The sequence below is a fragment of the Commensalibacter papalotli (ex Botero et al. 2024) genome, from assembly GCF_947179115.1.
In the GTDB taxonomy this organism is placed as follows: Bacteria; Pseudomonadota; Alphaproteobacteria; order Acetobacterales; family Acetobacteraceae; genus Commensalibacter; species Commensalibacter papalotli.
The window spans coordinates 207,959-221,208 of sequence record NZ_CAMXCI010000001.1 but is presented as its reverse complement, the minus strand read 5'-3'; the positions used below and the strand labels follow the sequence as shown (position 1 = coordinate 221,208).

Here is a 13,250-nt window from a genome sequence, read left to right as displayed (position 1 = left end):
TTAATGCTTTCTTCTAATTCTACCATTGGTATAGTTGGCGGGGGGCAATTGGGACGCATGTCAGCTGTTGCCGCGTCTCGCCTTGGGTTTCAAACGCATATTTTATCCGATATTCCAAATGCTCCAGCCAGTCAAGTTGCGTCAAAAACAACGATTGGAGCTTATGATGACCCAAAAACACTGGAAATTTTTGCCAATGCAGTTGATGTCATTACATTCGAGTTCGAAAATATAAGTGCGCAAGGCATTGATCTATTATCCTCCATTCGTCCTGTTCATCCTTCTGGGAATATCTTACGGATCAGCCAAGATCGAATTTTGGAAAAATCTTTTTTAAATCAACATAATATTCCTACCACCCGATGGATCAAAATAGAACAACCTGCCGATGGTGAGTGTGCTGCTTTAAATTTAGGATACCCTTATATTCTAAAGACCACTCGCTTGGGCTATGATGGCAAAGGGCAGGCTGTCATTCACAACTTAGAAGATTTTATAACCGCATTTGCTCATTTAAAGCCTCATCCTTTAATTGCTGAAAAAATGGTTGATTTTAGTTGTGAGGTCAGCGTGATGGTCGCTCGTAACATTCATGGTGTTGTACAGACATTTGACGTTACCGAAAACCGGCATAAAAATGGTATTCTCGACATCAGTCTTGCCCCTGCTCGCATTCTGCCCGAGCTTCAAAAACAAGCTCAAGAACTAGCCATACATATAGCGAGGTCTCTCGATTTAATTGGAATTATGGGTGTAGAATTATTTATTGATTGTAACAATAAAGTATTGGTTAATGAAATTGCCCCAAGGCCTCATAATTCTGGGCACTGGACCATGAATGCTTGTCCTATTGATCAATTCGAGATGCATATTCGAGCTGTCACAGGGTTACCTTTGCCACCCGCAATCAGGCATTCTGATGCTGTGATGAAAAATTTGATTGGCCCAGAAGATATGGCGTTATGGCCTCAAATTTTGGCTACACCAGAATTGATTGGGCATTTATATGGCAAGGACATTGCCAAAAAGGGTCGTAAAATGGGCCATGTCAACGTTATCTTCCCTTATAACAGCTTGCCTGGTGATTTCGGTATTCAAGCTATTTCAAACGGCTTATATTCGAAGGAATGACAAGGTTATTTTCTGCAAAAGAAAAAAAACAACCATTCCCAATAATTAAATGGTCAACGACTTGCACATTGATAACCTTTAACGCATACGTGACCATTTCAGTTAATTTTTCATCTGAACCAGAGGGAGCTGCGACCCCACTGGGATGATTATGCACCAAAATTAATGAGTGAGCATTGCATTTTAATGCACTTCTCGTCACTTCACGAATATATAAAGAAGTAGCATTAACCGTTCCATTTCCTTGCAACGTTTCTTGGATGATTTGGCCTTCTTCATCCAAAAAGTAAATTAAAAAATCCTCGGTTTGTTTACGCGACAAATGAGCAATTAAATAATCTGTCAAAAAAATTTTATTTTCTAATATGTTACAATTATATATTCTTGCTTTTAACAACCGCAAAGAGATTTCATAACATAGTTTAATATTTGCCGAATCTTTCTCTGATAAATTCAACCCTTTTTGGAGTTCATCTTTACTTGCCGTTAAAATTGCAGGAAAAGAACCAAAACGTGACAAGGTAAGACTCTGCCAATCTGTTATATTTTTATTAAGATTGATCCATTGAGATAAATATTCCAGTAATTTTTTATCAGAAAGCACATGTTTTTCTTTTGATTTTATTCTATGTTCAATTTTAATATAAAATGATTCGTTTTTTTGTTCACACATTTTATCCAAATGATTCTTTTTTGAAATTACCTGTTCTTATCCTTAACATAAAAGAATAATGACAGTATACTTATAAATAATTCTGGGAGCTATAACTCATTGACACAAGATAAAAATAAAAATTTGGCCAATCAACAATGGGGCGGGCGTTTCGCAGAGGGGCCTTCTGCTATTATGGAGCAAATTAATGCTTCTATTGATTTTGATAAAAGGCTCTGGCACCAAGATATAAAAGGGTCTTTGGCACATTCTGAAATGCTTGCTAAAATGGGTATTATTTCACAGCAAGATAAAATGACTATTCACGAAGGCCTTGCACGCATTAAAACTGAAATTGAAAATGATCAGTTTCAATTTAGCCGTGCCCTCGAAGATATTCATATGAATATTGAAGCTCGCCTTGCTGATAATATAGGCGAAGCTGGTAAAAGATTACATACTGGACGCTCTAGAAATGATCAGGTTGCAACCGATTTTCGCCTCTGGGTTCGTGATAATATTGATGCAATGATTCTGTCTACTGAACATCTCATGTTGACTTTGGCACAACGTGCTGAGGAATATGCTGATACGGCAATGCCAGGTTTTACGCATCTTCAATCCGCACAACCTGTTACATTCGGCCATCATCTACTAGCTTATGTTGAAATGTTATCCAGAGATAAAGGACGTTTAATTGATGCACGCAACCGTCTAAATGAAAGTCCATTAGGCGCTGCGGCATTGGCTGGTACCTCCTTCCCTATTGACCGTCAAATGACAGCTAAACTATTGGGGTTTGATCGCCCGATGGCAAATTCATTGGATGCTGTTTCTGATCGTGATTTTGCTTTGGAATATTTATCTGCTTTATCCATTATGGCCATGCATTTATCCCGAATGGCCGAAGAAATCGTTATTTGGTGCTCTTCTCCATTCTCATTTATCAAATTGTCTGATGCCTATACCACTGGCTCTTCGATTATGCCACAAAAGCGTAATCCTGATGCAGCCGAATTAGTTCGTGCGAAAATAGGTCGTGTTTCTGGTGCGTTAATTGGGTTATTAACCGTCATGAAAGGGCTACCTTTGGCCTATGCCAAAGATATGCAAGAGGACAAAGAGCAAGTATTTGCAGCTACTGATACGATGATGTTATGCCTTGCTGCATGTTCGGGAATGATTGGGGATTTACAAGCCAACAAAGAGAATATGCGTCGTTGGGCTGGATCTGGATTTTCTACGGCAACAGACCTTGCTGATTGGCTTGTGCAAAAACTACAAATGCCTTTTCGTACAGCGCATCATGTTACAGGTCAAATTGTAAGCCTCGCTGAACAAAAAAACCTTACTTTAGATCAAGTATCCATAGAGGATATGCAAAAAATCGAACCTAAAATTACGCAAGATATCTTCTCCGTGCTCAGCGTCGAAGCTTCTTTGGCTTCTCGTGTCAGTGAGGGAGGCACCGCGCCAAGCAATGTCATCACTCAAGCACAAAAATGGATAAAAATATTACAGGATTAACCATGAAAAAATATATTTCTTTTTGCTTGTTAGTTAGCTGTTTAACAATGGCAACTTTACAACTCTCTGGTTGCGGACGGAAAGGCTCTCCTAAACCACCTGGACCAGCAGATAAAATAACGTATCCTCGTGGATATCCCCCTGCAGATTGATTTTCAAAAAGCTTGTCTTTATTAATAAAGGCAAGCTTTTATTTTTGAATCAAAGAACCAGCTATTCCACCTGATTTGCCATCAAACGCTGCCACTTGTATTCCAACAATTGTCCATTTTCCATCTGTATTTTTAGTAAATAAAGGCGCACCGCTACTGCCATATGTTGCTTGGCACGTATGGAATAATTTAGAAGGTGTGTCAGGGTAATAAACACGTTCAGATATTTCGCAATTTTTATCAGCATATAAAACCTCCTGACGATCTTGCTCATAACCACCCAACCAAAGAGGGGTCTTTTCTACAGGCAACTCTTTAGCAAGAGGAACGAGTTTTGAAGCTGGCAAAATATCTTTGGATAGTAATAAATAAACACGATCTGAAACAATATCATCCAAAGGCTTATTTAAGATTAAATTATTGACCCTATTCATCATTAAATCGCGATATGCTTCAAAAGATAAAATACGACTAACAGATGCAGCAATTTTATATTTTTGACGTTGGTACCCTAATAAAAAATGAATCGATTGAGGTGCAAAAAACTGTTTCGTTTTTTTAATCCACAAACAATGTGCAGCCGTCACAACAATTCGAGGAGAAATCAAAAATCCAGTACATTTTTGACCTGCATTCGTTTGCACTTTTCCGATAATTTGCCAAGGCTCCTCTGAAACATCAACGGTTTGTCGATGTTCGTCTTCTTTATTTAACCCAGGTAATTTGGGAATTTGCACATCTTGGGCAATTACTTTGTTGCTGTTTAAAATGATCATACTAGTTATAGCACAAATAAAAACATAAATTGTAAACAGATTTATTGATAATCTCATGAAATCTTCCCAAAAAATATTATGAAGCTTCTAGTTCTTGTTTGCACGTACAATGAAGAAAAGATACAATACACCCTTATATATATTCAACTGCTTTAATAATGTTTAAGTTTTTAGAAAAAGGCTTTCTAACTATATGACTTCGTTTTTTCAATCCTTGCCTGCAACGATAGAAGCGCTTTTGCAAACTCATCCAGATTTAACCCTTGATAAAGACCAAGGGTTACTTTTTGGACAAGCTTCTTTACAATCAATTGCAACCGAATATGGCAGTCCCACATGGGTTATTAATGCTGATATTTTAAAAGCACGTTACAACAACCTGGACCAAGCATTTAAAGCAGAACAACTGGATGTCTCTATTCATTATGCCATGAAAGCCAATGGGCATATAGCGATTCTAGATCTGCTAGCCAAAGAAGGTGCTGGGGCTGATATCGTCAGTGGTGGTGAGCTATTAAGAGCGTTAAAAGCGGGCATCTCCCCTGCCAAAATTTGCTTTTCTGGTGTCGGAAAAACTGAAGATGAATTACGTTTAGCCATTGAGACACAAATTGCACAAATCAACGTAGAAAGCCGTGAAGAATTACATTTATTGTCAAAGATTGCGCAATCAATTGGTAAAAATGCAGCCATTTGTTTACGAATTAATCCTGATGTGGATGCCAAGACCCATCATAAAATCACAACAGGACTAGCAGAAAATAAATTTGGTATTGCTTATAAACAAGCGATTGCGGTTTATAAAGAAGCCTATGAGTTGCCAAATATTACACCTTTAGGATTTGATGTGCATATCGGCAGTCAAATTTCATCAACGGATCCTTATCGTCAAGCCTTTATTAAAATGGTTGCTTTGATTAAAGAAGCACGCAATCAAGGATTAGGGGTTTCCACACTGGATTGCGGGGGTGGTTTTGGAATCTCTTATCATGATGAAAAAGAAGCTCGTCCCGATGCAATTGCAACATTGATGAAAGAAGTCCTAGGTCCTTTGAATTTAAAACTTGGAATTGAACCTGGTCGCTGGCTTATTGGCCCATCTGGCGTGTTAATCAGTAAAGTTGTTATGCATAAGAGCAATGGTCCTGATGCAGCACCTTTTATTATTATTGATGCGGCAATGAATGATTTAGTTCGTCCTGCAATGTATGATTCTTGGCATGGCATTTTGCCAATTTCCTCAGAAATCTATCAACGTCCTTGTCAATCGTTAAATATTGATGGTCCTGTTTGCGAATCAAGCGATATTTTTGCGAGAGATCGCTTATTACCGAATTTATTACCTGGAGATTACATTGCTATCTTGGATGCTGGTGCTTATGGCAGCGTCATGAGCTCTACTTATAATGCACGCCCTTTGGCCGCACAAATTATGGTTTCTGGTAATCAATCTGCTGTTATTCAACCTCGTCAATCTATCGAAGATTTATGGAAAGATGAAATAATACCTTCTTGGTATCCTAAAAACTCTTAACAAGCTTTGTAAATTAATGAATATTCCCCAAGAACATAAAGCACAGATTAAAAAAGCTATTTTTCTTACCAAACTCAATGTTTGGATAGAGAAATATTGGCCTATTTTTTTATTATTTCTCTCTTTATGGGGGATATATCTTTGTTTAGGGTTGCTGGGTATTCCTCAGCGTCTACCCGATATTTTACGTATACTTATCCTTGCTATTATGTGCATTGGCAGTATTGGACTAGTAATTTACCAAATTAAACGTTTTCCTTTTACTTCTTTCAAAGAAAACTTAAACCGTATTGAACAAATTAATAAATTACCAAATCAACCTTTACAAACGCTTTACGATACTCCTGTGCAAACGGAAAATAGAGCTGTTTGGAATATTCATATACAAAGAATTTTTAAAAACTTTCCTGATTTAAAAGTTGGTGCACCTAAAATCTTTAAAGGGCATTACCATATAAATCGCATTGCAATTGTTACGATTTGTATTTTTGCAGCACTTTTCGTATCAAACAAGCATATTGCTTCATCTCGCTTATTATCCGCGATGCGACCAGGGTATGATGATGCCTCAATGCCATTGCCTAATTTTCAAGCTTGGGTGATTCCACCTTCTTATAGTAATGCTGCCCCCATATATATTAAATCTAGAACTGAGACGATTGCGACTGATCCCAAAGCACGGTTGCATATAGCCCTTACAGATCTAAAACAACGCCCTGAACTTATTTACTCTGAAAAGAAAAATGTAATAAGCAACATTTCAATTCAACAGCCTGAGGCTAATCAATGGCAAATTGAGGCAACAATTGAAAATTCTGGAACTATCAATATACAAGCTCGTGGCAGAGAAGTTGCTTCTTGGAATATAAACTTACCTGATAACCTGCCTCCCAAAGTCACATGGACAGGCCCTATTGAAAAAAGCAACTATGACTGGAAAACTGCTTTTCCTTTTGAAGCTTCACAACATTATGGTATCCAGTCCTTTCGCTTAGTTGTAACGGTGCCTCAAAATAAGGATCACCCCAAAGAAAAAATTCTCTCTTTAACGCAACCTTTAGGCGATCATCCAAAAAAAATTATACAAATTTTACATCAAGATTTATCTAACAATATTTGGGCTGGCAGCCAAGCACAAGCAATCATCAGTGCGACCGATGTCACAGGACAAAATACCACCAGCAAAGTGGTTACTTTTACCTTACCTAGAAGAACCTTTTCCTCTCCTGTGGCACAAAAACTAGATCAAATTCGACAAGCCTATGGAACAGATAAGCTCTCTAAAGAAAATACCCTCAATGAGCTTATTCAACTACAAAACATCCCTAATGCGTTTCAAGATTATGATCTCTTTTTAAATTATATCAGCATTATTTATTTCCTTGATAATGCCAATAAAAATACCGCGCAAGTCAAAACAGAAACGCTATCTCGTCTTTGGGATCTTATGATTGATACCCAGGAAAGAAAAAGTAGTAACTCTGAAATTGCCAAAGCCAATATAGAGTTGCGTGCAGCACAGGCAAGCGTACAAGAACAACTTGATAAAATGCAACGTCTTGGCAAAGATAAAATTACTAATCAAGATCGACAAGAGCTTAATAGAAGACTAGAGCGCTTGCAAAATGCAGTCGCACAAAAAATGATGGCGCTTGCAAAACAAAATGCCAAAGATAATCCTCAAGATGGTAATAGCAAAGAGTTGCAATATACCAGTACGCGTTCCTTCGAAGATATGTTCAAAGATATGTCCAAAACCATGGAAAATGGCAATATGGACAAAGCTATGCAACAATTGGAATATACCAATCAAGTTTTAAATACGATGCGAGGTGCTACTCCTAAAGATATTAAAAAGCTGGAAGATCATCTTAAATCCCAAAAAGAAATGGAAAAACTGACCAAGGATATTGAAAAGTTAATTAAAGAACAGCAAGATTTATTAAATCAGACTTATGCCAGACTTAATCAGTCTGTCCCTCTTCTTTTGCGTCCTAGTCAAGATTTAAATAAGCTTTCTACTTCTGACCTTATCAAACAAATAACACCGCACAAAGACGAAGAGAAATCTGAACCCGCCCTGGCCTCTGTTGAACAAACAGCACAGTCTCAACAGGGATTAATTGAAAGTTTGACCAAACTTCAAACTCAAATGCACGCAATCACAAAACAGCCTATCCAAAATCTGGATTTGGCAAAAATAAATATGCAAGATGCGCAGCAAGCTTTAGAAAATAAAGATGATAGCAAAGCTGCTGCAGCTCAACAAAAAGCGTTGATTAATTTGCAAAAAGGGAAAGATTCAGCCAAAAAAACTATGCAACAAGAAGCACAGCGTTTTTCTAATTTTTTCCCAGTTTTTACAGCAAAAAATCCTCAAGAAGATCCCTCAGCAGACAACAAAGCTGACGTTGATAAAAAGAAAGATCCATTAGGAAGATCTCCAAATGAAAATAATAGTCAAATTGAATTGTCTGGAAATGCATCTACTGCTCGAAAAATAGAAGAAGAACTTCGTAAACGTGCTGATGACCCCAATCGTTCAGGAAAAGATCTTGATTATATCTATCGCTTATTAAATATGTTTTAATGCTGGCAATAATGTTGAATGATGACCTCAGAGAATATCAAATGAAAAAAAACTGGCAGTTTTTTATACTGCTTCTCTTGATCTCTTGTGCTGGATTGGTTTCTATTCCTGCTCATGCCGAAAATAAAGTAATTCAAATAACACAACGTCAACAACTTAAAATAAAACAACTTTTTGATCAATTACATACTCAAGGCGTTATTATTATTGATAGCAATAATAAAATTACAGCTTATGGAAATTCTTTAACACGTGCGCAAACCTATTATAACCCCGCCTCTACTTTTAAAATATTAAATGCGTTAATAGGCTTGGAAAATAACAAAGCAACTCCTAAAACTATTTTTAAATGGGATGGCAAGAAACACTTTTTGTCTTCTTGGGACAAAGATATGACCCTTGGAGAAGCTATGCGATTATCAGCTGTTCCTGTTTATCAAGAGTTGGCTCGCCGTACGGGTTTATCCCTGATGCAAAAAGAAGTTAAGCGTGTCCACTTTGGGAATGAAAATATAGGTCATCAGGTTGATAAATTTTGGTTATCAGGACCTTTAAAAGTAACACCCGTTCAAGAAGCACAATTTGTCTATAAACTTGCACATCAACAATTACCATTTAAGAAACAAGTCCAAGATGAAGTTCGTAACATGCTTTTTATTGACGTGATCAATGGTAATGAAATATATGCAAAAAGTGGTTTGGGTATAAATAAAACACCACAAGTGGGTTGGTTAACAGGATGGGTTGAAAAAACTAATGGAGAGAAAATTGCTTTTTCTTTGAACCTTGAAATGAAGCCAGAGTTCCCTCCATCTTTACGTCGTGATTTGATTAATAAATCCCTTAAAATTCTTGAGATTTTATAGTCATAAAATCAACCCTACAAATATTCATGTAGGATTGATTGAATATAACCTACAGCTCGCACCATATACGCATCAAATTATGATACACATTGGTTAACTCTAAAATCTGTGGGTCATTGTCATCCATTCTGGTACGTAACTTAATGATTGTCATATCTAAATCAAAAAGAACTTTCCTTTTATCGGCTTCTTTAATCATCGATTGAGTCCAAAAGAAAGACGCCCAACGACTGCCTTTTGTAATTTTACTTACCGAGTGCAAATTATATGTTGGATAAACAATCATATCCCCCGCAGGCAGTTTAATTGCCTGAGACCCACTGTGATCGTGAATTATTAACTCTCCACCCTCATATTCTTCTGGATCATTTAAAAACAAAGTCGATGATACATCTGTACGAATACGCATATTTGTCCCAGGAATAGGGCGAAGTGCATTATCAACATGATCGGGGAACTCCATCCCCGTATCATATCGGTTAAATAAAGGGGGCACCACACGATAAGGCATAACCGCAGAATTAAAAATAGGATTACGCCCTAAAGCTTTTAAAACAATTTCTCCTAATTCTTTACTTTCAGGAGAAGATTGGTCAATTTGTACATTTTTCTTTACCTGCATCGATTGCTCACCCGCAGTGACTTTTCCATCAACAAACTGAGCTTTTGCAAAGACAGAACGCACATAAGATAATTCTTCTGAGGTCAAAACCTCTGGAATATGAATAATCATGACTTAATCTTCTCCTCTAGAAAAATTGATAATTATTGTGTCATATTTAAACTAAACAAAAATGCTCTACCAGCAGAAGGTGTAACACGATTACTAAATAAAGAATCATAGTTTAAACGATTGGTCACATTATACATATTAAACGCAACCTTCCAATGTTCATCAAATTTATGAGAAAGCATTGCATCAATACTCATATTTGCAGGCGCCTTCCCCCTTGGTGCCTGACGTGTATTCACATAACTGAGCCATACATCGCCCCTCCAAGTAATTCCCCCTCCAACTTGTAAATTATAGGGGGTATTCGGTAGAATTTCATACGTTGTCCAAAGTGACCCTTGTTGTGTTGGTACATATTGAACACGAGATCCTTTCATTCCTTTTGTTTGAGAGTCTGTTACCTTACTGTGATATGCAGCAAACCCACCATAAACGTCCCAATGTTTCGTAATATTTCCTGAAATTCCCAGCTCAATCCCCTCGTTATAAACTTGATCGCCTGAGCTGACTACTGAACCATCCAAAGGATCACTAACTAATTGATTGTTTTTTTCAAGTCGAAATAACGACGCCGTTAAACCGAGACGTTTATCCATCAAACTCCATTTTCCACCTAATTCGTATAAACGACTTCTTTCTGGTTTCATGCCCCCTTCGCCATCTTGCATCGGCGCATAAGAGTTAGTTAAATACATTCCAAGAGGTGTGGTCGACAAAGCCCATGTAAAATAATACATTTGGTTATCATCTGGATTGAACATTAAACTTGCGGTGGGATTAACAACATTATTATTCGTTTTCATATTATTTGCGGTAAACGAACTTCCACCTTCAGTATTATATTTTGCTCTCCAATTATCGTATCTTACACCACCTTTGATAGACCATTGTTCGGTAAACCAGATTTGATCATAAATAAATACACCAACATCCCGAGTATTTCCTTTTCTGGAAGCTGGATCACCTGCCCCTGTCGCACCACTGATTGATGTGTTATGAGGATTCCCAGGTAACACAACAATGTTCGTTGGAAGATAAGGGCTTGGATTTAACACATTATTATCTGGGAATGTCTCGGAAAATTCACCGTATTCTCTGCGTTCACTCGCATAGACAACGTCGACACCAGCGGTTAACTGATGTTTAAATTTCCAAGTTTCAAAATTAGCAACTGTTGATAGCACATTCTGAAATGACCAAGTATCTTGATTATAAGGCGATGGCCCATCCGTATTCATCATAGCTGCGCCTGGATTATTAGAGAAAAATAATCCACTGCAAGTAGGTCTGCCATTACATCTTGGTCGTGTCACCGCAAAATAACGAGAATAATTTCCATATCTGGTATCATTATGAATAACGATGTCAGGATTAACATCATAAGTTAATCTGCCTGTTAATTGATTATCTTGTGTCTGATCACGATCTATTTCTTTTCTACCATACCAATTACTTCTTCTGACCCCATATTTTGTCATCGGTTTGGCAATACTGTTCCCTGGTTTAATTAATGTAGGAATTCCATAGTCAGGCATACGATCATCTTGTTGATGCATAAACTGTACAACATAGTTTATTTTGTCATTAAACTTAAAGAGAGCAGAAGGTGCTAGTCCCCAACGTTTTGAATAGATATAATCACGGCCAACAACATTGTTACTGTTCCCCACAGCTGTCAGGCGAACAGCTATATGATCATTAATTTCTTTATTTAAATCGATTGTTCCTCGATAATAATCCCCGTTACCTCCCGTGAAATTAACATCATAGCGATCTGTTAACATTGGTTTCTTGGTAATAACATTAATAGCTCCACCCGTCGTTCCGTTTCCGAAAACAGAAGAGGATGGTCCTTTAATCACAACAACACTGTCATAATTAAAACTATCACGGCTATAAACCCCAAAATCTCTTAATCCGTCTTCATAGATATCATTTTGAGCTTGGAATCCCCGAATCAAGAACTGATTTCCAGACATACCACCACGTCCTTCACCCACAGATGACGTGACCCCTGGAACATTTTTTAATGCTTCATCTAAAGATTTTATATTTTGCTCTTGAAGGATTTTTTGAGGCACGACATTGATATTTTGTGGTGTATGCATCACATCCTGAGGCATTAAATCCACGCCTGTATCATGCGTTAAAATATTCGACGTTTTTTTTCCACGCACAAGAATATGCTCATTTGCTTTGGAACTTTCTGTATCTCCGTCTCTTGCTTCTACTTCTTTTTTATCAGTAGAAATATCTTTCGCTAATACTGGGCTGCCAATCAAAGTAACCATCACCGTCGCCAGTGATACTGGTTTAACTATTCTTTTGATACCGTTTTTCTGCATTGCATATCGCTTTATAATATTAAGAATGATTCTTATTAAAGATGTTAATGAGAATAATTATCAATAAGAAAATAAAAAAGCAATAACCTTAATGTATCTTATAAAAAATGTTGTTTATTTATCACAATTCATTATTACAAAGAAATTTATAAGATTTTATTTTATATATAACAATAAGTTAGAAATAACTCTTAAACGTAATACTGTGACATAAGAAATCCTTACATCTATAATAAAAATTAATGAAAAATTAGAAAGCAAGAATACAAGCAAAATTACAAAATAATTTTAAACATTCTTTAGTTATTCATTTTTCGTAATACACAATCGACTATTTCTTCATACTTATGATTTAAAATCACTTATCAAAATAAATTTGTTTTTAACTGAAATTTTCATCAAACTTTATTATACAAAAAAAAGTCATAATATATAATTAAGTAACCACTATATAATGAAGAATAAGGACAAACATGATGAATTACTGGTTAATCAAATCAGAACCTGATGCATTTTCATGGCAAGAACAAATACAAAATAATATTGAGCCTTGGACAGGTATTCGAAATCATCAAGCTAAAAAGAACTTACAATCTATGAAAAATGGAGATTTGGCATTTTTTTATCATTCTAATGTTGGTAAAGAGATTGTTGGTATTGTCCGTATTGTCAAAGAGGCATATCCTGACCCCACCGATCCAGATCAAAAATGGTCGTGCGTGGATGTACAAACAGTCTGTTCCGTTCCAACACCTGTGACTTTAAAACAAATCAAAGCAATCCCTGAATTACAAGAAGTCAGCCTTATTAAACAATCACGCCTGTCCGTTATGCCTATTACACCTGAACATTGGAAATTACTATGTAACTTGGGAGGAATTACTCAAGCTGATATAAAAAAATAATAATATTCTTATTTTATTTTATGTCTTATTATAAATCAC

At 36.6% G+C, this 13,250-nt stretch carries 11 protein-coding genes; 7 read left to right on the top strand and 4 right to left on the bottom strand.

All coding sequences use genetic code 11. The features are described from left to right. Window positions 1–3 precede the first annotated feature (3 nt). On the top strand, window positions 4–1,131 hold the full coding sequence (locus QMN76_RS01020) for a 5-(carboxyamino)imidazole ribonucleotide synthase (protein WP_282023151.1): 1,128 nt from the start codon (window positions 4–6) through the stop codon (window positions 1,129–1,131). On the opposite strand, the gene QMN76_RS01015 is transcribed toward QMN76_RS01020, so the two are convergent. Continuing rightward, on the bottom strand, window positions 1,100–1,735 hold the full coding sequence (locus QMN76_RS01015; RefSeq protein WP_161631844.1) for a JAB domain-containing protein: 636 nt from the start codon (window positions 1,733–1,735) through the stop codon (window positions 1,100–1,102). The two genes, QMN76_RS01020 and QMN76_RS01015, sit on opposite strands and share 32 nt — an antisense overlap. Window positions 1,736–1,903: 168 nt before the next feature. On the opposite strand from QMN76_RS01015, the gene argH reads away from it, so the two are divergent. Both argH and QMN76_RS01005 read left to right on the top strand, forming a co-directional pair. Then, window positions 1,904–3,310 (top strand): argininosuccinate lyase, encoded by a 1,407-nt coding sequence (gene argH / locus QMN76_RS01010; protein WP_282023152.1) that lies wholly within the window; start codon window positions 1,904–1,906, stop codon window positions 3,308–3,310. A gap of 2 nt (window positions 3,311–3,312) precedes the next feature. Next, window positions 3,313–3,462, top strand: a complete 150-nt coding sequence (locus QMN76_RS01005; RefSeq protein WP_200867603.1) for a hypothetical protein — start codon at window positions 3,313–3,315, stop codon at window positions 3,460–3,462. A 38-nt stretch (window positions 3,463–3,500) separates the two neighbouring features. On the opposite strand, the gene QMN76_RS01000 is transcribed toward QMN76_RS01005, so the two are convergent. Beyond that, window positions 3,501–4,295 (bottom strand): trypsin-like serine peptidase, encoded by a 795-nt coding sequence (locus QMN76_RS01000; RefSeq protein ID WP_282023153.1) that lies wholly within the window; start codon window positions 4,293–4,295, stop codon window positions 3,501–3,503. 136 nt (window positions 4,296–4,431) lie between these two features. Between QMN76_RS01000 and lysA the strand changes: the two genes are divergently transcribed. Genes lysA through blaOXA form a run of 3 tightly spaced genes read left to right on the top strand, consistent with a single transcriptional unit; the run spans window position 4,432 to window position 9,228 of the window. Continuing rightward, window positions 4,432–5,772, top strand: coding sequence for a diaminopimelate decarboxylase (gene lysA / locus QMN76_RS00995; RefSeq protein ID WP_282023154.1), 1,341 nt, complete (start codon window positions 4,432–4,434; stop codon window positions 5,770–5,772). A gap of 16 nt (window positions 5,773–5,788) precedes the next feature. Next, window positions 5,789–8,362, top strand: coding sequence for a DUF4175 family protein (locus QMN76_RS00990; protein WP_282023155.1), 2,574 nt, complete (start codon window positions 5,789–5,791; stop codon window positions 8,360–8,362). A gap of 41 nt (window positions 8,363–8,403) precedes the next feature. Continuing rightward, entirely contained in the window at window positions 8,404–9,228 is an 825-nt protein-coding gene (gene blaOXA, locus QMN76_RS00985; protein ID WP_282023156.1) for a class D beta-lactamase, read from the top strand. 49 nt (window positions 9,229–9,277) lie between these two features. On the opposite strand, the gene QMN76_RS00980 is transcribed toward blaOXA, so the two are convergent. Together QMN76_RS00980 and QMN76_RS00975 are read right to left on the bottom strand one after the other, a co-directional pair. After that, window positions 9,278–9,961 carry a Fe2+-dependent dioxygenase gene (locus QMN76_RS00980; RefSeq protein WP_034337448.1) on the bottom strand — a complete coding sequence of 228 codons (684 nt, stop codon included), beginning with the start codon at window positions 9,959–9,961 and terminating at the stop codon, window positions 9,278–9,280. 32 nt (window positions 9,962–9,993) lie between these two features. Beyond that, window positions 9,994–12,306, bottom strand: coding sequence for a TonB-dependent receptor (locus tag QMN76_RS00975; protein WP_034337450.1), 2,313 nt, complete (start codon window positions 12,304–12,306; stop codon window positions 9,994–9,996). A gap of 476 nt (window positions 12,307–12,782) precedes the next feature. On the opposite strand from QMN76_RS00975, the gene QMN76_RS00970 reads away from it, so the two are divergent. After that, complete coding sequence (locus QMN76_RS00970; protein ID WP_282023580.1) at window positions 12,783–13,211, top strand: EVE domain-containing protein; 429 nt, start codon at window positions 12,783–12,785, stop codon at window positions 13,209–13,211. Window positions 13,212–13,250 lie beyond the last annotated feature (39 nt).